Source organism: Schaalia sp. (assembly GCF_050312375.1).
In the GTDB taxonomy this organism is placed as follows: domain Bacteria; phylum Actinomycetota; class Actinomycetes; order Actinomycetales; family Actinomycetaceae; genus Pauljensenia; species Pauljensenia hyovaginalis.
The window spans coordinates 50,006-74,813 of record NZ_JBNOYB010000105.1 but is presented as its reverse complement, the minus strand read 5'-3'; the positions used below and the strand labels follow the sequence as shown (position 1 = coordinate 74,813).

Below are 24,808 nucleotides of genomic sequence, written 5' to 3'. Positions count from 1 at the left end.
TCCTCCTGGTCGCCTCGCCCGACGGGGCTCAGTCCTGCTTCGCGGCGCCGAAGCCCTTCGAAATCGAATCCAGTGCGGCGGTGAGCTCCGTCGGCACGACCCACACCTTCGAGGACTCGCCCTTGGCGAGCTCGGGCAGCATCTGGAGGTACTGGTAGCTCAACAGGTCCGGCGTCGGGTTGCCGTCGTGGATCGAGGCGAAGACCGTGGCGATCGCCTCCGCTTCGCCCCGCGCGCGGGTGACGGCGGCCTCCGCCTGGCCCTGGGCCCGCAGGATCGCCGATTCCTTCTCGCCCTCCGCCTGGAGGATCTGGGACTGGCGCACGCCCTCGGCGGTGAGGACGGCGGCGCGCTTGTCGCGTTCGGCGCGCAGCTGCTGCTCCATGGCCTGCTGGATCGAGGGCGGCGGATCGATCGCCTTGAGCTCGACGCGGTTGACGCGGATGCCCCAGCGGCCGGTCGCCTCGTCGAGGACGCCCCGCAGCTGGGTGTTGATGGAATCACGGCTGGTCAGGGTCTGCTCGAGGTCGAGGGAGCCGATGACGTTCCTCAGGGTCGTCACGGTGAGCTGCTCGATCGCCTGGATGAAATTGGCGATCTCATAGGTCGCGTGCATCGGGTCGGTCACCTGGTAGTAGATGACCGAATCGATCGAGACGACGACGTTGTCGGCGGTGATGACCGGCTGGGGCGGGAAGCTCGTCACCTGCTCGCGCAGATCGACGCGCGAAGCGATGCGATCGACGAAGGGCACGAGGACGTGGAAGCCCCCGTACATGACGGTGTGGAACTTGCCGAGGCGCTCGATGACGAGGGCCCGGGACTGCGGGACGATCTGGATCGCCCGTCCGAGGGCGAATGCGACGAGGAGAACGAGGAGGATCAGGACGATCCATCCTCCGAAGATCTGCGGGAGCTCGGTCACGGGTGTATTCCTTTCGATGGTTCGGAACCGTCATCTGAGGCTTCGACGAGCGCCGTGGCCCCGTCGATCGCGAGGACGCGGACCTGCGCGCCCTCGGCGAGGGGCGGGCCCTCGGTGCGGGCCGACCAGACCTCGCCCTCGAGCCTGATGCGCCCGTCGTGCGCATCGGTCTCGGCGAGGACGACCGCCCGGGCGCCGACGAGGGCGTGGACGTTGGTCCTCACGTCCGGCGTCGAGGCGGCCAGGCGCGCCTTGATCCACGGCCGCCCCAGGAGGAGGCCGAGGACGGCGACGAGGGAGAATACCGCGACCTCGACCGCGAATCCCGCCCCGAGGGCGCTCGCGGCGCCCCCTCCGAGCGCGCCCAGCGCGAGCATGAGGAAGACGAAGTCGACCGTGCCGACCTCGATGATGCCGAGGACGACGGCCCCGGCGAGCCACCACATCGCGTGTCCCATGGCGTTCCCTCCCTATCGGGCCCGTGCGGCGCCCCGCGCCCACCAGCGGCCCGAATCACCACGGCCCGCCAGGAGCGGCAATCCGTATGCGGCCGAGAGGTCGACGCCGTTGATCGCCCGGTCGATCGGACCGGCGCTCAGGATCGATCCCCCGGACATGAGGGCCGCGTGGGTGACGCCTGCCGGGATCTCCTCGACCTGATGAGTGATGAGGACCAGTTGGGGCGCGTCGGGCGCGGCGATGATCTCCTCGAGGGCGCCGACGAGCAGCTCGCGCGCCCCCAGGTCGAGTCCGGCGGTGGGCTCGTCGAGGATGAGGACCTCGGGATCGGGCATGAGCGAGCGCGCGAGGAGCACCCTCTGGGCCTCCCCCTCCGAGAGGGTGGAGAATTCGCGGTCCGCCAGGCGGGCGACCCCGAAGGCCGAGAGAAGGTCCTCACAGCGCGCGTCGTCGAGCGCCTCGTACTGCTCGTCCCGATGCACCGTGACGCCCCACGCCCCCGTGCGCACGAGGTCGCGCACCGTGCTCCCGGGCCGGATCGAGGGGGCCGAGGACTTCGACACGAGGGCGACGCGGGTCGCCAGTTCGGCCGGACGGATGCGCACGACGTCCTCGCCGAGCAGGGTCGCGGTCCCCGAGGTGAGGCGCAGACGCCCCGAAACGGCGCGCGCGAGGCTCGTCTTCCCCGCGCCGTTGGGCCCCAGGACCACCCAGTGCTGCGCGGGCGCCGTCGTCCAGGAGACGCCGTCGAGGATCGGGTGCCCCCTGCGGGCGACCACCGCGGCGTCGAGTGAGAGTACAGAGCTCATGCCCCAACCCTACCTGCGAGATCCGCCCGGGTCATTCGGTACCCAGGAGTTCGCCGTAGAGGGCGGCGGTCGCATCGCCGATGGCCTCCCACGAGAAGAGGTCACGGGCCCTGGCCAGTCCCGCCGCGCCCATCCGCGCCGCCAGCTCGGCGTCGTCCAGGACCGCCGTGAGCCTTTCGGCCATGTCCTCTTCGAATCGCCGGGGATCGAGCGGGGTCCCCGTCCCGTCATCGAGCTGGTCGATCGGAACGAGGTAGCCGGTCTGCCCGTCGACGATCACATCGGGGATGCCCCCGGTGGCCGTTCCGACGACCGGCAGCCCCAGGGCCATCGCCTCGAGGTTGACGATCCCGAGGGGCTCGTAGACCGAGGGGGTGATGAAGACGGTCGCCGCATCGAGGATGGCCGCGACCTCCGGCTGGGGCAGCATCTCGGTGATGAGGACGACGCCCGCTCGGCCTCGGCGGAGCTCGCTCACGAGCCCCTCGACCTCGGCGGCGATCTCGGGCGTATCGGGGGCGCCAACGCACAGGACGATCTGGACGTCGTCGGGAAGGAGGCGGGCGGCGCGCAGGAAGTGCGGGAGCCCCTTCTGCCGGGTGATCCGCCCGATGAAGACGACCGTGCGCCGCCGCGGATCGATCCCGTGCTCCTTCAGGACGCGCTCCTGGCGTTCGAGCTCCTCCTGGGTCCGCGGGGCCCTCCACTTCTCGAGATCGATGCCGTTGTGGATCACTCGGACGCGTTCGGGGTCGATCGCCGGGTAGCAGCGGAGGATGTCGTCGCGCATCCCCTTCGACACCGCGACGATCGCGGTGGCCGCCTCGTAGGCGGTGCGCTCCACGAAGGAGGAGACCCGGTAGCCCCCGCCGAGCTGCTCGGCCTTCCACGGCCGCAGGGGCTCGAGGGAATGGGCGGAGATCACGTGCGGAACGTCATTGAGGAGGGCCGAGAGGTGACCCGCGAAGTTCGCGTACCAGGTGTGGGAGTGCACGAGGTCGGCGCCCGAGGTCGCATCCGCGATCGCGAGGTCGACGCCGAGGGTCTTGAGGGCGGGATTCGCGCCCGCGAGCTCCGCGAGATCGGCGTGCCCGGTCACGCCCGGGTCCGCTCCGGGCCCCCCGTCGACCCGGGGGCCGTCGAATGCGTGGACGCGCAGGTCGGCGACCCTGTCCCTCAGGACTTTGGCGAGCTCGAGGACGTGGACACCGGCTCCTCCGTAGACGTGCGGAGGATATTCACGGGTGAGGAGGTCGACGCGCATGGGTTTCCTTCCGAGCGACCGGCATATGCGCTCCAAGCGTACCAAGCCGTGACTGAGGTCACGCACGAGCGGGGCCCGGAGCGCCCCCTCATCCCGCCCCGCGGTCTATGATCGGCGCCACACCCGCGGAACTCCTGCGCGCCGGGACCATTGCCGCATAGTCTGTGCTCATGGCCAAGAATCACGTGCTCGCTATCGTTCTCGCCGGCGGAGAGGGCAAGCGGCTCATGCCGCTCACCGATGACCGCGCGAAGCCCGCCGTTCCCTTCGGCGGTCATTTCCGGCTCATCGATTTCGCCCTGTCGAACATCGTGAATTCCGGATACCTCAAGGTCGTCGTCCTCACCCAGTACAAGTCGCACTCGCTCGACCGCCACGTGACGAAGACCTGGTACACGTCCCCCCTCCTGGGCAACTTCATCGCGCCGGTGCCGGCCCAGCAGCGGCGCGGCCCCCATTGGTACCTCGGCAGCGCGGACGCGATCTACCAGTCGCTCAACATCGTCGACGATGAGCAGCCCGACTACATCGTCATCATCGGCGCGGACAACATCTACCGGATGGACTTCTCGCAGATGGTCCAGCACCACATCGATTCCGGCCTGCCCGCCACCGTCGCGGGGATCCGCCAGCCCATCGAGATCGCCTCCGCCCTCGGCGTGATCGACGCCCGGGACGGAGTCATCAAGGAGTTCCTCGAGAAGCCGGAGGCGCCGGAGGGCCTGCCCGACGACCCGACGAAGGTCCTCGCATCGATGGGCAACTACGTCTTCACGACGAAGGACCTCATCGCGGCGCTCCGCGAGGACGCGCACAACCCCGACTCCAAGCACGACATGGGCGGTAACATCGTGCCCTGGTTCGTTGAACGGGGCGAATGCGGCGTCTACGACTTCAAGGACAACGACGTGCCGGGATCGACCGATCGGGATCGGAACTACTGGCGCGACGTCGGCACCCTCGACGCCTATTACGACGCCAATATGGATCTCATCTCGGTCCACCCGGTGTTCAACCTGTACAACCGCGAGTGGCCGACGATGACGATGATCGACGGCTCCCTGCCCCCCGCCAAGTTCGTCTACGGCGATGAGCACTCCCGGATGGGCCACGCGGTCGATTCCTTCGTCTCCCCGGGCGTCATCGTCTCGGGCGGCGAGGTCTACCACTCGATCGTCTCGCCGAACTGCTACGTCCATTCGTGGGCGCAGGTGACCGACTCGGTGCTCATGCACGGCTGCCGCATCGGGCGCCATGCGGTCGTCGCCAAGGCCATCCTCGACAAGAACGTCCTCGTCGAGGAGGGCGCCGCGATCGGCGTGGACTTGGAGTACGACCGCCAGCGCGGATTCACCGTCACCGAGTCGGGCATCACGATCGTTCCCAAGGGCACGGTCGTCAGCCGGTGAAGGAGGTTTCCGAACTCCTCGTCCCGACCGCCGCTTCACTCGGCAGGAGCGCCGCCTCCCCTCCGCCGCGCCTCGTCGTGACGGATGTCGATTCGACGCTCATCGCCGAGGAGGTGATCGAAGAGCTCGCCGCCCGGGCCGGAACCCGTGAACGCGTCGCCCGGATCACCGCGAGGGCGATGAACGGCGAGATCGACTTCGCCGATTCCCTTCGCGAACGCGTCGCCACGCTCGCCGGCGTTCCGCAGAGCGTCTTCGCGCAGGTCCTCGATGAGGTGCATCCCACCGAGGGCGCCCAGGAGCTCATCGATGCCGTGCACGCCCACGGCGGGGCCTTCGGCGTCGTGTCCGGGGGCTTCGAGGAGGTCGTCGCGCCCCTCGCCCGGCGGATGCGGATCGATCATTTCCTCGCCAACCGCCTCGAGATCAGCGCGGGCCGCCTCACCGGCCGGATCCTGGGCGAGATCGTGACGGCGGAGGCGAAGGTGCGGGCGCTCGAGGAGTGGGCGCGCCTCCATGACGCCGACCTCGCCCTGACCGTTGCCATCGGGGACGGGGCCAATGACATCGCGATGATGCGGACGGCCGGTATCGGCATCGCGTTCTGCGCCAAGCCCGCGGTTCGCGAAGCGGTCCAGCACGCCCTCGATCTGCGCCGACTCGATGTCCTCATCGGCCCCCTCGGTTTGGACTGAGGAGGCGACCTCCTTCAGTACTCCCGCTCGACGATGCGCGTCACGCCGCCGTCCCAGCCTGCGAGCCACTGGCGGGCGAGGACGACCAGCCTGCGCGGGTAGACCTCCAGATCCGGGTCCTTCATCGCCTCTTCGAGCTCATCGAGGCCCCACCAGCGCTGCTCATCGATGACGTCCTTCTCGAGCTCGGTCCAGCCCCGGGCGCTGAGCGCGACCGAGGTCGTTCGGGCGAGGAAGAACCACTCGTCCTGTCTGGCCGTGACGGCGAGGAAGTCGAACTCGGCGCTCCTGTAGGCGACGGGGCCCTCGAGGAGCTCCGAGGCGACACGGATGCCCGTTTCCTCCTCCAGCTCCCTCACCGCGGCCTGGCGGGGCCCCTCCCCCGGCATGATCCCGCCTCCGATCGTGAACCACCATGAACGGCCCGGTTGATCCGCGTCGTGCCCGCGGGCCAGGAGCAATCTGTCCGCCCCGTCGAAGAGGAGGACGCGCGCGGCCTCCCGGTGCGGGTAGCCCTCCGCGTCGAGCGGCCATTCGTCACCGAGGGGGCTCGTCATCGCGTCCCTCCGCCCGCGACGAGGGCGAGGAACTCCGCCCGCTTCGAGGCCGCGGAGGCGAGGAGCTCCCGGTCCTTCGCGATTCGCGCCGTCTGGGGGCCGCGCCGGTTCATGATCGCGGCATCGAGTCCGAGGGCGGCCAGTGCGACGAGAAACTCCTCGAGGGCGCGGGTCGCGCGCGGGCCCCCGGCCTTGGCCCAGGCCCGCGCCGCCTTCTTCGCCGCAGCGTCTGTGACCAGATCGATCTCCCCGGGGAGGATCCAGCCCGTGCGGGCGTAGGGCCCCAAACCGATGCGGATGGACCGGGCGTCGAGTCGGGACAGGCGCAGGAGGAATGCGAGCCACGCGGTGAAGAGGGGCACCTCGATCATGAGATAGGCGAGGAACCATTCGGAGGTCGGCAATCCGGCGAGGAGGTTCCACAGCGCGTGCAGGAGGACCGCGCCGAGCCATCCGGAGGCGCTCACGGCGAGGCGCCCGAGGGCCGTGCCGGCGTGAAGCAGCGCCCAGGCGAGCGCCATTCCCGTGATCGAGGTCGCCATCGGATGCACGAAGGGGCTGAAGGCCCCTCGAAGGATGAAGGTGACCGTCAGAGAAGTCATGGACTCCTGGGAGGCCGCGATGAAGTACTGCATGTTCTCGATGAAGGCGAAGCCCGCGCCCGCGAATCCGGCGTAGACGGCGCCGTCGAGCACCGAGTGGATCGTCTCCCTCCTCATGAGGACGATGAGGAGCACGCCGAGGCCCTTCGCGCTCTCCTCGACGATCGGCGCCACTGCGACGGTGGTGAAGCGCATCGCCGTATCAGCATCGGCGAGGGCCGCTTCGGCCGAGAAGAGGAAGACGGTATTGACCACCGAGGAGAAGACGACGGCGAGACCGGCTCCCCAGATGAACGCCGTCGCCTTCGTCCAGAAGGGTTCCGGCTCCCATCGGTCGATCCGCGTCAGGACGGAGATGACGATCATGAGGGGAACGAGGGCGTAGACGGCGACGTGGAGCGTCGTGGTGCAGCCGGCCAGCCCGAGGTAGCCGAGGATCGACAGTCCGATCGCGAATGCGCCGATGACGCTCACGACGATTTCGAAGGCGCCCGTCCGCTTGCGAGGGGCGGGGGGAATGCTCCAGCTCGGCGTCGGGGCGCCCGGCGCCGGCATCGGGTGGCTGAAACTCAGGATCTCTCCCGTTCCGCGCCGGGATCGGCGCTTTCCCGCTCCCGCCGGGATGCTTCGGCGGCGGTGAAGACGATTCTTTGCACGACGGTGATGAAGGATCCGAGGGCGACCCACCCGAGTCCGACGGTGAGCCACCACTCGCCCCATCCCCAGTCGGCGAGCAGCCCTCCGAGGAGGGCCGCGATGAGACGATCGGTCCGCTCCGCGATTCCGAGCTTCGCCTCGATGCCGATCGATTCGGCGCGCGCCCTGGCGTAGGGCACTGTGCCCGCTCCGACGATCGCGGCCAGTCCGGCCACGATCGCCCACGTCCGGGCCGCGCCCTCGGGGAAGGAGAAGATCGCCCAGGCGGTGAGGGAGGCGAAGACGGCGCCATCGGACAGGCGGTCGAGGGTCGAATCGAGGAAGGCTCCGAAGCGGGATCCGCCCGTGGTCATGCGCGCGAGGGTGCCGTCGAGCGAGTCCCCGAAGAGCACGATGCCGAGGAGCAGGGCGCCCTGCCACACGTGCCCGAAGGGCAGGGTCGAGATCGCGATCACCACCGAGGCGAGGGTGGCGACGATCGTCACTTGATTCGGGGTGACCCCCGCGCGCGCCAGAAGCCGGGCGAGCGGTGTGAAGATCGCCTTCGTCAGCGAGCGGCCGTGGTTGCCGAGCACCAGTCCTCCTCCGACCATGCGGCGGCCAGCATCCGCCGGGCGTCATCGAGCAGCTGCGGGACCGCCTTCACGCGCGCGATGATCGGGAGGAAATTCGCATCCCCCAGCCATCTCGGCACGACGTGCTGGTGGAGGTGGGCGGCGATGCCCGCACCGGCGACCTCGCCCTGATTCATCCCGATGTTGAATCCCCCCGGCCCGCTCACCCTCCGGATGACCCTCATCGCCTTCGCCGTGAGTTCGCCGAACTCGACGCGCTCCTCGTGCTCGAGTTCCGTGTAGTCGGCGATGTGGCGGTAGGGGCAGACGAGAAGGTGCCCGGAGTTGTAGGGGAAGAGGTTCATGAGGACGAAGCAGCTGAGGCCCCGGTGGACGATGAGGCCCTCCTCGTCCGTCTTCCCGGGCGCGGCGCAGAAGGGGCAGGCCGCGTCCGTCGCGTCGGCGGGCTTGCCCTCTCCTTGGATGTAGGCCATCCGATAGGGCGTCCAGAAGCGACCGAAGGCGTCGGGAACCCCCGCCAGCGAGCGGGAGTCCTCGACCGGCAGGGGTTCCCCGGTCATCTCAGGCCTCGGTCTCGAAGAGGTCGGAGTTCGAGCGTGCCCGCACGTGGCCGACGATGCGGGCGACGGCCTCGTCGACCGGCACTCCGTTGTCCTGCGAGCCGTCGCGGAAGCGGAAGGAGACCGCACCCGCCTCGACGTCCTCGCCGCCGGCGATGAGGGTGAAGGGGACCTTCTCCTTCGAGGCGTTGCGGATCTTCTTGCCGAAGCGGTCGTCGGAGTGATCGACCTCGACGCGGATGCCCTCGGCCCGCAGCTTCGCCGCGACCTCGTCGACGTAGGAGTCGAAGGCCTCGGCCACGGGCACGAGCTTGACCTGGACGGGGGCGAGCCATGCGGGGAATGCGCCCGCGTAGTGCTCGGTGAGCACCCCGATGAAGCGCTCGATGGAGCCAAACTTCGCCGAGTGGATCATCACGGGCTCCTGGTGGGAGCCGTCAGGGGCCGTGTAGGACAGCCCGAAGCGCGCGGGCTGGTTGAAGTCGTACTGGATCGTCGACATCTGCCAGGTGCGGCCGATGGCGTCCTTCGCCTGGATCGAGATCTTCGGCCCGTAGAAGGCGGCGCCACCCGGATCGAGCACGCATTCGAGTCCGGATTCCTCGGCGCATCGGCGCAGGATCGCGGTCGCCTGCTCCCACTGCTCGTCCGAACCGATGAACTTGTCCTTCTTCTTGCCGTCCTCATCGCGGGTGGACAGCTCGAGGTAGAAGTCCTCCAGGCCGAAGTCCTTCAGGAGCGTGAGGATGAAACCGAGGAGGTGGGTGATCTCATCGGCCGCCTGCTCGGGCATCACGTAGCTGTGAGAATCGTCCTGCGTGATCGAGCGCACACGCGTGAGGCCCTGGAGGACACCGGACTTCTCATTGCGGTAGACCGTGCCGAACTCGAAGAGGCGCAGCGGCAGCTCACGGTACGAGCGCCCGCGCGAACGGAAGATGAGGTTGTGCATCGGGCAGTTCATGGCCTTGAGGTAGTACTGCTGCCCGTCGTCGTCCATCGGGGGGAACATGCCGTCCGCGTAGTAGGGCAAGTGCCCCGAGGTGTGGAAGAGGTCCTCCTTCGAGATGTGGGGCGTCCCCACGTACTGGAAGCCGTTGGCGATGTGGGCCTGGCGGACGTAGTCCTCCATGACCCGCTTGAGGACGCCGCCCTTGGGGTGGAAGACGGGCAGGCCCGCGCCGAGCTCCTCCGGGAAGGAGAAGAGGTCGAGTTCGGCGCCGAGACGACGGTGGTCGCGGCGCTCCGCCTCCTTGATCCGCTCCTGGTAGGCGACGAGGTCCTCCTTCGACTTCCACGCGGTGCCGTAGATGCGCTGGAGCTGGTCGTTCGCCTGGTCGCCCTTCCAGTAGGCGGCCGAAGACTTCGTGAGGGCGAAGCCGTTGCCGATGAGGCGTGTCGAGGGCAGGTGCGGACCGCGGCACAGATCCGACCATGCGACCGAACCGTCCCGCCGGACGTTGTCGTACATGGTGAGCTCGCCGGCGCCGACTTCGACGCTCGCGCTCTCGTCGCCCTTGCCCTTGGTCGTGACGAGCTCGAGCTTGTAGGGCTGCTCGGCGAGTTCGACGCGCGCCTCGTCCTCGGAGATGACGCGGCGGCGGAAGGCCTGGCCCTCCTTGACGATGCGCTTCATCCTCTTCTCGAGTTCGCGCAGCAGCTCGGGGGTGACGGCGTCGATATTGCCGAAGTCGTAGTAGAAGCCGTCGGTGATGAAGGGGCCGATCCCAAGGTCCACCTCGGGGAAGAGGTCCTGAACGGCCTGGGCGAGCACGTGGGTCGTCGAGTGGCGCAGGATATCGAGTCCCGCCGGGGAATCCAGGGTGATCGCCTCGACCGAGGTTCCGGCGACGAGGGCGGAGTCGAGATCCTTCGGCGCACCGTCGACCGACAGGGCGACGACCTCGTTCCTCCCCTCGTACCACGTCGTGCCGGTGGTGCCTGCCGGGACGGTCTGAGATTCTCCGTCGATGACGAGCTCAATCACGGGCACGATGGTCCTCCTCGAAGGGGTCGGATTCTATTGCTCCATGAGTCTACTCGCCTCGGGCGCGTTCTCCGCGCCGCGCGTTCACGGGGCGTGCGCACAACGAAGAATCCCGGAACCGCGAAGGTTCCGGGATCATTCCGTGGGCGATACTGGGATCGAACCAGTGACCTCTTCCGTGTGAAGGAAGCGCGCTACCCCTGCGCCAATCGCCCGAGGTGGGTACGGGATTCGAACCCGTGTATACGGCTTTGCAGGCCGCTGCCTCGCCTCTCGGCCAACCCACCAGGTGCCCGTCGCACACGCGACGCGCAGCGGCGGGACTACGAGCGGATGACGGGACTCGAACCCGCGACCCTCACCTTGGCAAGGTGATGCTCTACCAACTGAGCCACATCCGCGAATGATCGCCAAGCGACCTGGGACATCCGTCCCGTCGAGTCCGATGGAATCGGAACGACCGTGGGCGATACTGGGATCGAACCAGTGACCTCTTCCGTGTCAGGGAAGCGCGCTCCCGCTGCGCCAATCGCCCGAGCGGATGACGGGACTCGAACCCGCGACCCTCACCTTGGCAAGGTGATGCTCTACCAACTGAGCCACATCCGCGTGTCGCCTTCGCCCCGAGGGGCTCGCTGCGAACAGGGAAGACATTAGCAGCCCCGAAGACGATTTGGGAAATCGAAGCGGCGTAACACGGATCACAAGCGTGTATTTCCGCTGGATTCCGCCGTTTTCCGCGTCAACGCCTAGCGACGGAGGGAGCGCACGAGCCGCCGCGCCCTCGACACGCTCGAATACAACCAGGGGCGCACCACGATCTCCCGAGCGGCCGGGACCTCCTTGATCTCAGGGGAGAACTTCGTCTTGAAGGTGTTGAGGCTCATGAGGCCCGGCGCGACATCGGATCCGATGCCCATCAGGTCGACCTGCTCCACGCCCGCCAGGGCGAGCTCGGCGCAGAAGAAGAGGAGGAGCCGATCGGCGACGAGGCGCCGCGAAACCGCGGACTTCGACGCGGCGTAGAAGTACCAGCCGCGGGCGCCGGAGATCGTGACGATCGCCCAGCACACGAGCTCCCCCTCGATGCGCCCCGCGTACACGCGCGCCCGATTCGGCCCGAGGATGCGGATCATCCGTTCATAGGTCGCCTTCGGCCAGGGCGAGAAGCCGTCCCGTTCAGCCGTCTCGCGCATCACCGCGTGATACTCCTCGAAGTCCTCCCGCGCGCGCTCGGTCTCATCGGCGCAGACGAGTCCGGATTCCCGGATGGACTTGCGGACGTCCCGACGGCCGCGCGACTTGAATCGCGAGAGGATCTCCTCCGCCGCCGCGTCGTGCTCGAGATCCCGCGAGGAGATCGAGGTGTCGACCACGACCGTGCGGTCGTAGGTGATCATCGAAGCGGGCAGGATCGTGGCCTCCGCGGGGAAGCGGAGATCGAGTCGGATGTGGGTCGCCCCGGCGTCGATGATCTTCATGTCGTTGACGAGGGCGTCCACGAGCTCGCGCTCCTCCTCGGCGGAGGGATCGCCCAACCAGACCGGGCCGTGCCTGAGCCACACGAAATGCGTGCCGTGATCGTTGATCCGCGTCGCACGGAAGACGGCGCGAGGACATTCGGCCGAGTCCTCGACGACGAAGACCCCGAGCGCCTGGCGATCCTCATCGCTCTCCTCGAACTCCGCCCACTCGGCGGTCTGCTCGATCGGAGGATCGATGGCGGCCCCCGCCGTCAGCGCATCGAATTCCTCGCGAGAACCTCGGCGCAGGATCCATCGCGATCGCGTCATCGTCATCTCCCCAAAAAGTGTGCACGGCGTGCGTGTGAACAGGCTCGACAGTCAGTCACGAGTATGCACCCTCGATTCACGCCTGTCTTACTCTGCGCCCATCCTCGTCCCCGACGGCGCGCCTCGGGGATTCGGCGCCCGCGCGCCCCTAGCCTGAGCATGTGGACTCACGAGCAATTCCCGAGGCGTTTCGCCTGGCGCTGCTCGGTCTGCGCGAAGCGAGCGGACGCACTGATGTCGAATTCGAAGAAGTCCCGCCCCCGCGAGGCCTGGCGCCCCTGACCGCCGCCCTCGCGATGCGCACCCTCGCAGAGGAATTCGGTGAACCGGCTGCGACCGGCCGTTTCGTCGTTCTTCACGACCCCGGGGGCCAACCCGGCTGGAACGGCGACTTCCGGATCGTCGCCCAGATCCGCAGCCACATCGACCCGGAGATGGGCACCGACCCGCTGCTCGCGGAGGCCCTCTGGGGATGGGCGGACGAGTGCCTCTTCCAAGCGGGGGCCGGATATCACGATCTCGCCGGCACGGTGACGCGGGAGCTGTCGGAGGCCTTCGGCGGCCTCGAGCTCAAGGGCTCGACCCTCAACGTCGAGATCCGCGCCTCCTGGACCCCGTCCCCGCCCGATCTCGCTCCGCACCTGAGTGCCTGGACCGACTTGATGACCCGGACGGCGGGCGTCGCCGCCAGTCGATTCCTCGAAGGAGTGTGAGGCGTGCGCATCGTCAACGCCGCCGGTCTTCCCGCCGGAGACACCGAGAACCCCGAACTCATCGCTTCTCCGCGCGAGGGGATCCCCGAGGTGATCGATACGCTCCAGGGGCTGGAGGAGGCCGCGCGCGCCCTCGAGAAGGGGACGACTCCGGTCGCCCTCGATGTCGAACGCGCGCAGGGATTCCGATACGGGAACGACCCCTATCTCGTCCAGATCCGCAGGGAGGGCGTCGGGACCTTCCTCATCGACACGGCCGCGCTCCCCGACCTCTCGGGGCTCACCGCGGGCGTCGCGGACATCTGGATCCTTCACGATGCGGCCCAGGATCTGCCCAATCTCCGCCAGTGCGGGCTTTCGCCCGCGACGCTCTTCGACACGGAGATCGCGGCCAGGCTCCTCGGTTTCGAGCGTTTCGGCCTCGCGGCCGTGTGCGAGCAGGTGCTCGGCCTCGGCCTCGTCAAGGACCACCAGGCCTCCGATTGGTCCGTGCGGCCGCTCCCGAAGGACTGGCTGCGCTATGCGGCTCTCGACGTCGAACTGCTGAGCGAGCTCTACCGCCGGCTCGCGCTCGCCCTCGATGAGGCCGGACGCTGGGAGTGGGCGCTCGAGGAGAACGCCCACCTCGTCTCGGCGCCGGAAGCGCCCGCGAAGACCGAGCGCTGGCGTTCACTGCCCGGCGCGGGCAAGATCCGTTCCCAGCGCGAGCTCGCCGTCCTCAAGGGCCTGTGGGAGGTGCGCGAAGACATCGCCCGGCGGATCGACATCGCCCCGGGGCGCCTCGTGCGCAACGCGGCCCTTGTGAAGGCCGCGATGAATCCCCCTCGCAACCGACGCGCCCTGCAGGCGATCTCCGAGTTCCGCTCCCCCGTCGCGCGCCAGCACGGCGACGAGTGGATGCGGGCGATCGTCAGCGCCCTCCACCTCAATGAGGACGAATTGCCCGCACTGCGTCCCCCGAGGACTCCGGGCGCCATCCCCGAACCGCGGTTCTGGGCGCGCATCGACCCCGAGGCCGCGGCCCGGCTGGCCGCGGTCCGCTCGGCCATGCACGCCCTCTCCGAACGCGTCGGCATCGCCCCCGAAGTCATTCTGGAACCGCGGATCCAGCGCTATCTCGCCTGGGCCCCCCTCGACCCCTCCCGTCCTTCGGGCGATGAGGTCGAGGAGCGCATGTACGACAAGGGCGCCCGGGACTGGCAGATGGATCTGAGCCTCGATCCGATCGCGGACGCGCTCGAAGACTGAGGCCCGCGCCCCGGCGTTCCGGGGCATCCGCCCCGGGCGAGTCCGGCCGCCCGAAGCCCGACGCCCCTTCCGAGGCCCCCTCGAAGCCCCTCCGGGCCGGCGTCAGCGCGAAGCGGACCCCGCGCACGCCTCGAGGATGCGGGCCTCGATGCCCGTCGCGTCGAGACCCAGGTCGGACAGGATCTCGGGCCGTTCGCCGTGTGCGAGGAAGGCCTTGGGCACGCCCGCGCACAGGACTCGCTTGCCCTGGTCCACCAGGAGTTCCCTCACGGCCCAGCCGAAGCCCCCGTCGACGATCCCGTCCTCCACGGTGAGGACGACCCCGGCTCCGGCGGCGAGATCCGCCAAGCCCGCCTTCACCGGGAGCAAGCGGACCGGGTCGACGACCCGGACCTTCACCCCGCGGGACTCGAGGGCGCGGGCGGCCTCCAGGCACTCCGGGACGAGGGAGCCGCTCGCGACGAGCAGCGCATCCGCATCGGACTCATCGCATTCGAAGACGACGTCGACACCGGAGACGCTGCGGAGCCGGGGCACGGGTTCAGGAAGGGCGCCCTTGCGGTAGCGCAGCACGGTCGGGCGGTCCTCGATCGCGACGGCCCGTCGGAGGCATTCGCGCAGAGTGGACTCATCGCGGGGGGCGAAGAGCTCGAGGCCCGGCACGATCTGGCACATGGCGATGTCCCAGACCCCGTTGTGGGAGGCACCGTCGGCGCCGGTGATGCCTGCTCGGTCGAGCACGAGCGTCACCCCCGCCCGGTGGAGCGCCGCATCCATGAGCAGCTGGTCGAAGGCGCGGTTGAGGAAGGTCGCGTAGAGGGCGATGACGGGATGCGCGCCCTCGTAGGCCATGCCCGCGGCCGAGGCGAGCGCCTCCTGCTCGGCGATGCCGACATCGATGACGCGCGCGGGGAACTCCTCCTTCAGCAGGGCCAGGCCGACCGGTTCCATCATCGCCGCGGTCACGCCGACGATCTTCGGGTTCTCCCGCGCGAGAGCGGTGATCTCCTCGGCGAAGACGCTCGTCCATCCGAAGCGCTCGGGAACCACGGGCAGTCCGGTCTCCGGATGGATCGGGCCGACCGCATGGAGGCGATCGGCGGTGTTCTCCTCGGCGGGCACGTAGCCCCTGCCCTTCTGCGTGATCGCATGGACGAGGACGGGCTGGTCGAGCCCCGACGCCAGCCTGAGGACGTCCTCGAGGGCGACGATGTCGTGGCCGTCGACCGGGCCGAGGTACTTCAAGCCCAGATCCTCGAACATCACTTGGGGGACGAACACGTCCTTGAGACCGGCCTTGAGGCCGTGGAGCGCGTCAAAAGCCGCGCGCCCGGGCTCGCCCATCGCAAGCAGGCGCCGCTTCCCCCAGGCGAGCGCCCTCTCATAGCCCTCGGAGGTGCGAATCGCGTCGAGATGGTGCGCGAGACCGCCGATCGTCGGCGCGTACGAGCGCCCGTTGTCATTGATAACGACCATGACGCGGCGGTTCTTCGATGCGGCGATGCGATTGAGCGCCTCCCAGGCCATGCCGCCGGTGAGCGCGCCGTCGCCGATGATCGCCACGGTCCACGAGTCGTCGCCCTGACGGCGCTTCTCCCAAGAGATCCCGTCCGCCCAGGCGATCGATGCCGAGGCGTGCGAGGATTCCACGACGTCGTGGATGCTCTCCGCGCGCGAGGGGTAGCCGGAGAGGCCTCCGCGTGAGCGCAGCCGGGAGAAGTCCTTGCGCCCCGTGAGGAGCTTGTGCACGTAGGCCTGATGCCCCGTGTCGAAGATGAGCGTGTCCCGGGGGGAGTCGAAGACTCGATGAAGCGCGATCGTCAACTCGACGACGCCGAGGTTCGGCCCGAGATGCCCCCCGGTCTTCGAGACCGATTCGATGAGGAATCCGCGGATCTCGTGGGACAGATCGACGAGTTCGGAGGGCGTGAGCTCATGAAGATCCGAGGGCGCGTCGATTCTTCCCAGGAGGGACGATGCCGGATCAGATGACTGCATGGCTCAAGAGTCTAATGGCCCTGAGCGCGGACTGCGGCTCCCGGGGCCCGCGCGCACGGCCGACGCCTCGGACTAGGATGTGGATCACGTGTCGTCCGACCGATTCGAATCGTCCTCCAGGAGGAAGCATGTCAGTGACCGTCGCGCCCTATGGCGAATGGACATCCCCCATCACCGGAGAATCCTTCACCGCGCGGAGCGTCACGCTGTCGCAGGTGCGCGTCGACGGCCCCGACACCTACTGGGTCGAGGGGCATCCGAAGGAGGACGGGCGCGGCACCCTGCTCAAGCGCAACGGAGCCGGGGAGACCAGTGAGGTCCTGCCCCTCATCGACGGGGTGCGACTGGCCGATGTGAGGACCCGCGTCCATGAGTACGGCGGCCGCGCCTACGCGGTGCTCGACGGATTCGTCGTCTTCTCCGACGGCTTCGATTCCCGGGTGTACCGATTCGACCCGAGCGACCCCAAGCGCACCGCGCAGCCGCTGACGACCCTGTCGAAGTCCCGCTTCGGCGACTTCGAGCTCGATGAGGTCCGCGGGCTCGTCTACGCGGTCCGCGAGGACCACTCGCCCGCCGGCGAGCCGGTCAACACCCTCGTCGCCATCCCCCTCGACGGCTCTGCGGCCCGCGATGATTCCGCCCTCATCACGGTCTTTTCGGGCACCGACTTCGTCGCCGCGCCGGCCCTGTCCCCCGATGGGACGAAGCTCGCATGGCTCACCTGGAATCACCCGGATATGCCGTGGAATCAATCGGCCCTCCACGTCGCCTCCCTCGATTTCGAGGGCAGACTCACCCGCGAGGTCGTCCTCGTCGATTCCCCCGAGGTGTGCGTCTACGAGCCCCGCTGGACCCTGCGCGGCGATCTCATCCACGTCGATGATTCGACCGGCTGGGCGAATCTGTTCCGCACCGAAGGATTCTCCTGGAAGGAGGACGAGGACGCCGAGGCGTGGGCCACGCGCCTGAGGACGCGCGCGCTTCATCCCGGGACCCGCGCCTTCTCCCACCCGCACTGGCAGCTCGGCCTGCACTCCTTCGACAATTTCGACCACGAGAACCTCATCTGCTCGTGGGCCGAGGACCTCACCTGGCACATCGGCACCGTGCGCATCGACAACGGGCTCACCGAGGAATGGGCGACGGGCTGGTGGCCGATCGGCAATGTCGCCGCCTCCGATTCCCGGGTGGTCTTCCTCGCCGACTCGCCGACCCGTACGCCCGCGATCGTACAGGTCGAAGATGGGAAGACCTCCATCGTGAGGCCGTCGACCGAGGCCGAGATCGAAGCCGATCTCATCTCGCCGGCCCAGATCGTCACCTGGCCCACCTCTGACGGCGAGAAGGCGCACGGCTTCTACTACCCGCCGAAGAATCCCGCGTTCACCGCCCCCGAGGGCGAACTCCCCCCGCTCATCGTCAACGTCCACGGCGGACCGACCTCCTCGACCCGCCCCGGCCTCAAGATCCCCCTCCAGTACTGGACGAGTCGCGGTTTCGCGGTCCTCGACGTCAATTACCGCGGTTCGACCGGATTCGGACGCGCCTATCGCGAGCGCCTCAACGGCAATTGGGGCTTGATGGACGTCCAGGACTGCGCCGATGGCGCCCGTTCCCTCATCGAACGCGGGCTCGCCGATCCGAAGCGCGTCGCGATTCGCGGCGGCAGCGCGGGGGGATTCACGACCCTGTCGGCCCTAGTGAATTCCGATGTCTTCACCGCGGGCACCTCCTTCTACGGCATCGCGGACCTCAAACGGCTCGAGGAGGAGACCCACAAGTTCGAAGCCGGTTACTCCTTCCGCCTGCTCGGATCGTCGGATGTCGAGGATCCGGTCTGGAAGGAGCGCTCCCCCCTCTTCCACATCGACGCCATCTCCGCTCCCCTCCTCCTCCTTCAGGGTTCGCAGGACCGGGTCGTCCCCATGAATCAGGCGCAGGAGATGCACGATGCGCTCGTCGCCCGCGGCAATCCCGTCGCGATGAGGATCTACGAGGGCGAGGGCCACGGATTCACGAAGGCGTCGACGATCCGGGACGCCTGGGATGCCGAGCTGTCCTTCTACTCTCAGGTGTGGGGCATCGATTCCGAGGTCGAGTCCGATCTCGTCATCACCAACCTGTGAGCGCCGCGGACTCCAGGCGGCGCATCGGCGCGCGGATCGGCGGGCACCGCTCGCTCATCGGCCTCGTCGCCGCAGCCATCGGCGTGCTCGTCGGACTCGCCTCGGTCCTGTTCACCCTGATGATCGAGGGGTGGACCTGGGTGTCGACGGGCTATGAGGAGTACTCGACGCGCGGCGGTGCCCCGCACGGGGTGCTCCCCATCCCCTCGTGGGCTCTCCTCCTCGCAGCCCCGCTCGTCGCCGCGGCGCTCTACGGACCGCTGGTGCATCGTTTCGCCCCTTCGGCGCGGGGGCACGGCATCCCGGAAGTCATGCTCGCCGTGCGCCGCAAGGAAGGGGCGATTCCCGGCAGGGTCGCGGTCGTCAAGCTCATCGCCTCCTCCCTCACGATCGGCTCGGGCGGTTCGGCCGGGCGCGAGGGGCCCATCGTGCAGGTGGGCGCCGCACTCGGCTCGTCGATGGCCCGCTTCCTCGGGCTGGATGCGCGCCGCGTCGTGCTCCTGGCGGCCTGCGGCGCCGCCGGCGGGATCGCCGCGACCTTCCACGCGCCCCTGGCCGGCGCGGTCTTCGCCCTCGAGGTCATCCTCACGCGCTTCACGGCCGAGACCTTCGGATACGTCGTCATCTCCTCGGTCGCGGCTTCGATCGTCGCGCGCGCCCTCCAGGGCGATTCCTCCGTCGTACGGGTCGCCGCCGACCTCGAAGCGTGGACCCTGACCGATATGTGGTGGGTGGCGCTCCTCGGGGTCCTCGCCGGACTCGTCGGCCTGGGCTTCTCCAAGCTGCTCTACCTGATCGAGGACGCGCTCGACGCCGTCTGGTCCAAGATCCCCGCCCCCGAGTGGGCGCGCCCGATCGTTTTCGCACCGCTCCTGGGACTCGGGCTCATCTGCTTCCCGCAGATGTACGGTTCGGGCACCCCGATCGAAGAGGCCGCTCTCGACGGGCGCTACGCCCTCGGCTTCCTCGTCCTCGCGATGCTCGGACGCGCCCTCTACACCTCGTTCACGATCGGCATGGGCGGATCCGGCGGCGTCTTCGCCCCGACCCTCTTCATCGGCGCCATGGCGGGAACGGCCTTCGGCACCCTCATCGATCCCCTGACGGCGTCGGCGCCGGGCGTCTTCGGCGTGATCGCGATGGGCGCGGCCTTCTCCGGCGCCGCTCGCGCGCCGATGACCGCCGTCCTCATCATCGTGGAGATGACCGGGACCTACAGCCTCATCCTGCCCATGATGCTCGCAGTCGTCCTGGCGACGGGGGTTTCGCGCTTCCTCACGCGCGGCACGATCTACACGGAGAAGCTCCGCAGGCGCGGCGATGTGCTCGCCGACCCCGTCGAAGCGACCCTCGTCGGCTCCAAGCCGGTGAAGCAGTGGATGGAGGAGCTGCCCGCCCTGCTCACTCCCGCGACGGAGCCGGCCGAGGCGGCTGCGCTCATGCGCGCGAGCGGGAGCGCGGAGCTGCCCCTCGTCGACGCCGAGGGGCGTTTCACGGGCCTCGTGTCGGCGCTCGACCTCCTCGAGGTCCACCCCGCTAAGGGCCGTGCGCTCTCAGAGCTCGTCTCCCTGACGGTCAGCGTCAACGCCGAGGACTCCCCTCACCTCGTCCTGTCCCGCCTGTTGACATCGGGAACCTCCGGGGTCCCCGTCCTCGACGCCGAAGGCCGTCCCGTCGGCTGGGTCTCCGAACGCGGTCTGGTCGCCCGGCTCGAGGAGGAGCAGAAGCGGGCCCTCGCCGCGCGCGCGGAGTCCTCGTGGGGCTCGCGGTGGAAGCAGCGGCACGCCCGGTAGAGCGCGGATGAGCCGGTCTGTACGCCGGGTTCTGTTCCGTCGACGACGGCGGCGACCATCTCTCTAGGACCCGCGTTGCCGCGAGCCTCCAGCAACCTACCCGCAGGACGGGGACGGGCCGCCCACTGCCTGCTGCTCGGTCTTGCTCCGGGTGGGGTTTGCCGAGCCGATCCGGTCACCCGAATCGCTGGTGGGCTCTTACCCCACCGTTTCACCCTTACCGCGGTCTCCCGCGGCGGTCTGTTCTCTGTGGCACTGTCCCTCGGGTCGCCCCGGGTGGCCGTTAGCCATCACCCTGCCCTGTGGAGCCCGGACGTTCCTCGTGGGTTCCCCCACGCGGCCGCCCGACCGACTCATCCGCGCCCTCGATCATAGCCCCTCCCGCTACGATTCCCCCTGTGTTGATCTGGCTCCCTCCCTCGGAATCGAAGCTCGCCCCGGACCGGGGGCCCTTCCTCGATCTCGATTCCCTCAGTTTCCCCGGCTTGCGCGCGCCCCGCGCGAAGCTCATCGAGGCCCTCACGGAGCTCGGCGGCGGGCCCCGCGCCGCCGAAGTCCTCGGCCTGGGACCCGCGTCCGCGGCTTCGGCGCGGGCGAACGAGGCCCTTCTCACATCCGCGTGCGCCCCCGCGTCCGCGCTCTTCACCGGCGTTCTCTTCGACGCCCTCGATTTCGCCTCGCTCACCGACCAGGAGCAGTCCCGGCTGCGCAGGTGCACGCTCGTCTTCTCCGGCCTCTTCGGAGTCGCCGCCCTCGATGACGCCCTCCCCGATCATCGCCTCGCAATGGGGGTTCGTCTTCCCGGCATCGGAGGGCTCGCCGCATTCTGGCGCTCCGCGCTCGATGGGGAGCTGCGGGGCCGGGGCGAGGGCGAGATCGTCGTCGATGCGCGCTCGGGGCCCTACGCCGCCGCATGTCCGGCACCCTGGGCCCACATCATCAGGATTCAGGCGGTGCGGGAGCGCGCGGGCGCACGGGCTTCGGTCTCGCACGATGCGAAGCGCTGGCGGGGCCTCGTCGTACGCGCGCTCGCGGGCCTCGACCCGAAAGCCGGCGCCGACGAGGTGCTCGGCGCCGTGTCGCGCATGGCGGGGCGGGTCGCCTTCACGGATGCGAAGGGGGTTCCGCATGCGATCAGGGCCGTCGAGATCGGCGATCCTCGCCCCGCATCGCAGGGAGGGAGCTCCCGGGAACTCGTCCTCGTCACCGACTAGCCGGATTCAGGATCGTCACCGACCGGCCCGGTTTCAGGATTCGCGCCTCGTCCGCACGACGATCGCTCGGGTCTCCTCCGTCCAGCACACCTCGTCCTCGGGGGCGAGACGGATCCTTTGCAGTTCGGCCGGGGCGAGCTCAGTCGCCGTGCCGACCGCGATCCCGTTGCGCAACTCGAGCACGGCGAATGCGCCGTTGAGGGTCCGGGAGCGCTCGTAGGCGTCGAGGAGTTCAGCGGGAAGCGAGGCGGCCAGGTCCCTGCGCTTCTTGATGACCTCGCGCAGCTCCGCGTCGAGTTCCTTGACGTCCTCGTTGAACGCCGCCTTGGTGGTCTCGACGTCCTCCTTGATGGCTCGCGCCTCCGCGAGCATGGCCTCGCGCGCCGAAACCGCGGCCTCGCGCTTGACCTCCGTGGCGATGAGATCGTCCTCGAGCTTGGAGCGGCGGGCCTTCACCTGGTCGATCTCGTGCTCCAGAGCCGAGATGTCGCGAAGGGGCACCTGGTTCTTCTTCAGGCGCTCGCTTTGGCGCTCGTAGCGGGCCGAAACCGCTTCGATCTCCTTCTCGATGCGCGCCGCTTCGCGCGCGATGTCCGAGATGACCGCCGACTGGGTGACGGCCGCCCGCTGGAGGTCCTCGGCCCGGCCCGCGAGCTCGCGCACGGTGTCGAAGGCGGGGTGGGTGTCCCGCTTGTGGCGGAGAACCGATTCGCGTTGATCGAGCGCGAGGAGTTCGAGCAGGCTCGACTGATCGAGATAGGTCGCCTTCACAAGAGTCCTCCTAGAGTCGGCCGGTGGCTCGTCCACGGCTCCGTCGCAATCGTAGAGACTTTCACGTCGAGATCCACATCCGCCTCCTGCGCGCTCGCCCTCAGCCGCTCGGCGAGGCGCGGCAGCCACACGGATTCGGTCGCCCAGTGGCTCGCGCACAGCAGGGCCGGCGCTCCCCCTTCGCGATGCTCCGAGGCCGGGTGATGGCGCAGGTCGGCGGTGAGGACGGCATCGGCCCCCGAAGCCCTGGCCGCCTCGAGGAAGGAGTCGCCGGCGCCCGGGCACACCGCGACCCTCTCAATGAGGGCGTTCTCGTCGCCGCCGCAGAAGAGGCCCGTCGGCCCCGCGGGGAGCCTGCTCGCCACGAGATCGGCGAAGTCGCCCAAACGCACGGGGGTGATCGCACCGATCCGCCCGTGGCCGTAGGGGCGCCCCTCCTCGTCCCGTCCGGATTCGACGAGCGGCGCGGCGTCGCGGATGCCGAGGAGGGCGGCGAGGGCGTCACCGGTGCCCTCGGGCGAGCAGTCGGCGTTCGTGTGAGCGGCGAAGAGGGCGATCCCGGAACGAATGAGCTTCGCCACGAGCCGGCCCTTCGGATCCGACTCCGGCAGGAAGCTCGTGCCCCGCAGGTAGAGGGGGTGGTGGACGAGCATCATGTCGGCCTTCTCGTCGAGGGCCTCCTCAACGGTGTCCGCCACGGGATCGAGGGCGAGGAGGACTTTTCCGGCCCTGCGCCGGGGATCGCCGAGGATGAGCCCCACCCTGTCCCAGGCCTGCGCGCGCTCGGGCGGATACCACGTATTCATACGAGTGACGATGTCACCCGCGCTCCATGAACTGCTCACCCGGCAAGGATATCGGGCCTCCTCGCGCTCGTGGCGCCCTCGGCGCTCAGCGGGTAGGGCCAATGTCCCAGGGCTATGATTCGATCCGTGCGCGTCATCGATCTCATCGACTCGGGCCTCACGGACTACGCGGAAGTGGACCGCCTTCAAAGGGAGCTCCACGGGAAAGCCGCAGCCGGTGAGGGCGATTCCCTCATCCTCGCCGAATTCACGCCCACGTGGACGGCGGGGCGCCACACGAAACCCGAGGACGTCCCCGACACGACTCTTCCCATCATCCGCACCGACCGCGCCGGCTCGGCCACCTGGCACGGCCCCGGGCAGGTGGTCTGCTATCCCGTCGTCAAGCTCAAGGAGCCCGTCGACCTGTACGCCTGGATCCGCTCGGTCGAAGCGGGGGTCATCAGCACCGTCCGCGAGGAGTGGGGGCTCGACGCCCGCAGGATCGACGGCCGCGCGGGCGTATGGCTCACCGAGGAGGGGCGCAGGGACCGGAAGATCTGCGCGATCGGGTTGAAAGTCGCGCGCGGCGCGACCCTTCACGGGGTCGCCCTCAATGTCGATATCGATCCGGCTGCGGCCTTCTCGGGCATCATCCCCTGCGGTCTCGCCGACGCCGATGTGGCGTCGCTTTCGTGGGAGGGCGTGCGCACCACCGTTCGCGAGGCCGCGAACGCCCTCGTCCTCGGCCTCTTCGACTCGATCCGCCCGCAACTGGCGGACCCCGACCCGATTCTCGAGAACTGGAGCGCTTCATGAGCACCCTGCCCGATCCCGAAGGCCGCAAGCTTCTTCGCGTGGAGGTGAGGAACTCCCAGACCCCCATCGAGTCGAAACCGGAGTGGATCCGCACGACGGCGAAGGCCGGAGCGAATTACCAGGACATGCGGAGCCTGTCGCATTCGAGGGGGCTGCACACCGTGTGCGCGGAGGCCGGGTGCCCGAACATCTACGAGTGCTGGCAGGACCGCGAGGCGACCTTCCTCCTCGGCGGCGCCCTGTGCACGCGCCGCTGCGACTTCTGCGACATCGCGACGGGCCGTCCGAGCGAGTACGACCGGGACGAGCCCCGCCGCATCGCCGAATCCGTCGCCGAATTGGAGCTGCGCTACGCCACGATCACGGGGGTCACCCGTGACGACCTGCCCGACGGGGCGGCGTGGCTCTACGCCGAGACCTGCCGCCTCATCCACGAGTTGAGCCCGTCGACCGGCGTCGAGCTCCTCGTCGACGATTTCCGGGGGCAGGCCGAGTCGATCGACATGGTCATCGAAGCGGGTCCGCAGGTCTTCGCGCACAACCTGGAGACCGTGTCCCGCATCTTCAAGAAGATCCGACCGGCCTTCCGCTACGAGCGCTCCCTCGATATGATCCGGCGCGCGCACGACGGGCGGATGGTGACGAAGTCGAATCTCATCCTGGGCATGGGCGAGAGCCGCGAGGAGATCTCGGAGGCCATGCGCGACTTGCACTCCGCGGGTTGCGACCTCCTGACGATCACCCAGTACCTGCGCCCTTCGCCCCTGCATCACCCGATCGATCGCTGGGTGCATCCCGAGGAGTTCGTCGAGATCGCCGCGGAGGCCGAGGAGATCGGCTTCGCCGGGGTCATGGCGGGGCCGCTCGTGCGCTCCTCGTATCGCGCCGGCCTCCTGTGGGCGAAGGGGATGCGCGCCCGGGGCTTCGAGATCCCCGAGAGGCTGTCCCACCTCGACGATTCCGGGTCCACCCTTCAGGAGGCCCGCACGGTTCTGCGCAAGATGCGCGAGCGGGCCGATCGGCGGGCCGCGGGAGTGTCGGCCTGA

Annotated in this window: 22 protein-coding genes, 5 tRNA genes and 1 other RNA gene; 9 read left to right on the top strand and 19 right to left on the bottom strand. The window is 68.9% G+C overall.

What is annotated here, in order from left to right; translation table 11 throughout:
* Window positions 1-28: 28 nt before the first annotated feature.
* Genes ACQY7V_RS08375 through glgA form a run of 4 tightly spaced genes read right to left on the bottom strand, consistent with a single transcriptional unit; the run spans window position 29 to window position 3,457 of the window.
* Complete coding sequence (locus ACQY7V_RS08375; protein WP_184452736.1) at window positions 29-925, bottom strand: SPFH domain-containing protein; 897 nt, start codon at window positions 923-925, stop codon at window positions 29-31.
* The gene (locus ACQY7V_RS08370; RefSeq protein WP_428639762.1) at window positions 922-1,383 is read right to left on the bottom strand and encodes an NfeD family protein; all 462 of its coding nucleotides are present in this window, start codon (window positions 1,381-1,383) and stop codon (window positions 922-924) included. Before ACQY7V_RS08370 ends, ACQY7V_RS08375 begins: the two co-directional genes overlap by 4 nt.
* A 12-nt stretch (window positions 1,384-1,395) precedes the next feature.
* Window positions 1,396-2,193, bottom strand: coding sequence for an ABC transporter ATP-binding protein (locus tag ACQY7V_RS08365; RefSeq protein WP_428639761.1), 798 nt, complete (start codon window positions 2,191-2,193; stop codon window positions 1,396-1,398).
* 31 nt (window positions 2,194-2,224) lie between these two features.
* Window positions 2,225-3,457 carry a glycogen synthase gene (glgA, locus tag ACQY7V_RS08360; RefSeq protein WP_428639760.1) on the bottom strand — a complete coding sequence of 411 codons (1,233 nt, stop codon included), beginning with the start codon at window positions 3,455-3,457 and terminating at the stop codon, window positions 2,225-2,227.
* A gap of 170 nt (window positions 3,458-3,627) precedes the next feature.
* On the opposite strand from glgA, the gene ACQY7V_RS08355 reads away from it, so the two are divergent.
* Entirely contained in the window at window positions 3,628-4,866 is a 1,239-nt protein-coding gene (locus ACQY7V_RS08355) for a glucose-1-phosphate adenylyltransferase (protein WP_428639758.1), read from the top strand.
* On the top strand, window positions 4,863-5,561 hold the full coding sequence (serB, locus tag ACQY7V_RS08350; RefSeq protein ID WP_320836376.1) for a phosphoserine phosphatase SerB: 699 nt from the start codon (window positions 4,863-4,865) through the stop codon (window positions 5,559-5,561). The genes ACQY7V_RS08355 and serB overlap by 4 nt, the downstream gene beginning before the upstream one ends.
* A 14-nt stretch (window positions 5,562-5,575) precedes the next feature.
* Here the strand turns inward: serB and ACQY7V_RS08345 are convergent, their stop codons facing one another.
* The 11 genes from ACQY7V_RS08345 to ACQY7V_RS08295 form a co-directional block, all read right to left on the bottom strand.
* Window positions 5,576-6,118 carry an NUDIX hydrolase gene (locus ACQY7V_RS08345; RefSeq protein WP_154477478.1) on the bottom strand — a complete coding sequence of 181 codons (543 nt, stop codon included), beginning with the start codon at window positions 6,116-6,118 and terminating at the stop codon, window positions 5,576-5,578.
* On the bottom strand, window positions 6,115-7,194 hold the full coding sequence (locus ACQY7V_RS08340) for a PrsW family intramembrane metalloprotease (RefSeq protein ID WP_428639756.1): 1,080 nt from the start codon (window positions 7,192-7,194) through the stop codon (window positions 6,115-6,117). The genes ACQY7V_RS08345 and ACQY7V_RS08340 overlap by 4 nt, the downstream gene beginning before the upstream one ends.
* Window positions 7,195-7,289: 95 nt before the next feature.
* Window positions 7,290-7,952: a phosphatidylinositol phosphate synthase gene (pgsA, locus tag ACQY7V_RS08335; protein WP_320836374.1), complete on the bottom strand. Its 663-nt coding sequence runs from the start codon at window positions 7,950-7,952 to the stop codon at window positions 7,290-7,292.
* Window positions 7,925-8,512 carry an HIT family protein gene (locus ACQY7V_RS08330; RefSeq protein ID WP_235360978.1) on the bottom strand — a complete coding sequence of 196 codons (588 nt, stop codon included), beginning with the start codon at window positions 8,510-8,512 and terminating at the stop codon, window positions 7,925-7,927. Before ACQY7V_RS08330 ends, pgsA begins: the two co-directional genes overlap by 28 nt.
* A gap of 1 nt (window position 8,513) precedes the next feature.
* On the bottom strand, window positions 8,514-10,505 hold the full coding sequence (gene thrS / locus ACQY7V_RS08325) for a threonine--tRNA ligase (protein WP_320772186.1): 1,992 nt from the start codon (window positions 10,503-10,505) through the stop codon (window positions 8,514-8,516).
* Window positions 10,506-10,642: 137 nt separating this feature from the next.
* Window positions 10,643-10,714: transfer RNA gene (locus tag ACQY7V_RS08320), tRNA-Val, on the bottom strand.
* A gap of 1 nt (window position 10,715) precedes the next feature.
* A tRNA-Cys gene (locus tag ACQY7V_RS08315) sits at window positions 10,716-10,786 on the bottom strand.
* A 41-nt stretch (window positions 10,787-10,827) separates the two neighbouring features.
* A tRNA-Gly gene (locus ACQY7V_RS08310) sits at window positions 10,828-10,900 on the bottom strand.
* A gap of 62 nt (window positions 10,901-10,962) precedes the next feature.
* Window positions 10,963-11,034, bottom strand: a tRNA-Val gene (locus tag ACQY7V_RS08305).
* Window position 11,035: 1 nt separating this feature from the next.
* Window positions 11,036-11,108 (bottom strand) — tRNA-Gly (locus ACQY7V_RS08300).
* Between the two features lie 140 nt (window positions 11,109-11,248).
* Entirely contained in the window at window positions 11,249-12,292 is a 1,044-nt protein-coding gene (locus ACQY7V_RS08295) for a lipid II:glycine glycyltransferase FemX (RefSeq protein WP_235360980.1), read from the bottom strand.
* 161 nt (window positions 12,293-12,453) lie between these two features.
* Here ACQY7V_RS08295 and ACQY7V_RS08290 point away from each other — a divergent pair, with 161 nt between their 5' ends.
* Both ACQY7V_RS08290 and ACQY7V_RS08285 read left to right on the top strand, forming a co-directional pair.
* Window positions 12,454-13,005, top strand: a complete 552-nt coding sequence (locus tag ACQY7V_RS08290) for a DUF3000 domain-containing protein (RefSeq protein WP_235360981.1) — start codon at window positions 12,454-12,456, stop codon at window positions 13,003-13,005.
* 3 nt (window positions 13,006-13,008) lie between these two features.
* The gene (locus ACQY7V_RS08285; protein ID WP_320836373.1) at window positions 13,009-14,253 is read left to right on the top strand and encodes an HRDC domain-containing protein; all 1,245 of its coding nucleotides are present in this window, start codon (window positions 13,009-13,011) and stop codon (window positions 14,251-14,253) included.
* Between the two features lie 102 nt (window positions 14,254-14,355).
* Here ACQY7V_RS08285 and dxs read toward each other — a convergent pair whose 3' ends face one another.
* Entirely contained in the window at window positions 14,356-16,251 is a 1,896-nt protein-coding gene (dxs, locus tag ACQY7V_RS08280) for a 1-deoxy-D-xylulose-5-phosphate synthase (protein WP_320836372.1), read from the bottom strand.
* Between the two features lie 128 nt (window positions 16,252-16,379).
* Here dxs and ACQY7V_RS08275 point away from each other — a divergent pair, with 128 nt between their 5' ends.
* The gene (locus tag ACQY7V_RS08275) at window positions 16,380-18,380 is read left to right on the top strand and encodes an alpha/beta hydrolase family protein (protein WP_303772229.1); all 2,001 of its coding nucleotides are present in this window, start codon (window positions 16,380-16,382) and stop codon (window positions 18,378-18,380) included.
* A complete protein-coding gene (locus ACQY7V_RS08270; protein ID WP_303843225.1) occupies window positions 18,377-20,173 on the top strand; it encodes a chloride channel protein in 1,797 nt (598 codons plus the stop codon). The genes ACQY7V_RS08275 and ACQY7V_RS08270 overlap by 4 nt, the downstream gene beginning before the upstream one ends.
* Window positions 20,174-20,177: 4 nt before the next feature.
* Here ACQY7V_RS08270 and rnpB read toward each other — a convergent pair.
* An RNA gene (rnpB, locus tag ACQY7V_RS08265) (RNase P RNA component class A) lies at window positions 20,178-20,529 on the bottom strand.
* Window positions 20,530-20,571: 42 nt separating this feature from the next.
* Here rnpB and ACQY7V_RS08260 point away from each other — a divergent pair.
* Entirely contained in the window at window positions 20,572-21,387 is an 816-nt protein-coding gene (locus ACQY7V_RS08260) for a YaaA family protein (RefSeq protein WP_235360985.1), read from the top strand.
* Window positions 21,388-21,420: 33 nt separating this feature from the next.
* Here ACQY7V_RS08260 and ACQY7V_RS08255 read toward each other — a convergent pair whose 3' ends face one another.
* The gene (locus ACQY7V_RS08255; protein WP_235360986.1) at window positions 21,421-22,158 is read right to left on the bottom strand and encodes a zinc ribbon domain-containing protein; all 738 of its coding nucleotides are present in this window, start codon (window positions 22,156-22,158) and stop codon (window positions 21,421-21,423) included.
* Window positions 22,155-23,003, bottom strand: coding sequence for a Nif3-like dinuclear metal center hexameric protein (locus ACQY7V_RS08250; protein WP_320836370.1), 849 nt, complete (start codon window positions 23,001-23,003; stop codon window positions 22,155-22,157). Before ACQY7V_RS08250 ends, ACQY7V_RS08255 begins: the two co-directional genes overlap by 4 nt.
* Before the next feature lie 87 nt (window positions 23,004-23,090).
* On the opposite strand from ACQY7V_RS08250, the gene lipB reads away from it, so the two are divergent.
* Both lipB and lipA read left to right on the top strand, forming a co-directional pair.
* Window positions 23,091-23,762 (top strand): lipoyl(octanoyl) transferase LipB, encoded by a 672-nt coding sequence (gene lipB, locus ACQY7V_RS08245; RefSeq protein ID WP_235360987.1) that lies wholly within the window; start codon window positions 23,091-23,093, stop codon window positions 23,760-23,762.
* Complete coding sequence (lipA, locus tag ACQY7V_RS08240) at window positions 23,759-24,808, top strand: lipoyl synthase (RefSeq protein WP_320836369.1); 1,050 nt, start codon at window positions 23,759-23,761, stop codon at window positions 24,806-24,808. Before lipB ends, lipA begins: the two co-directional genes overlap by 4 nt.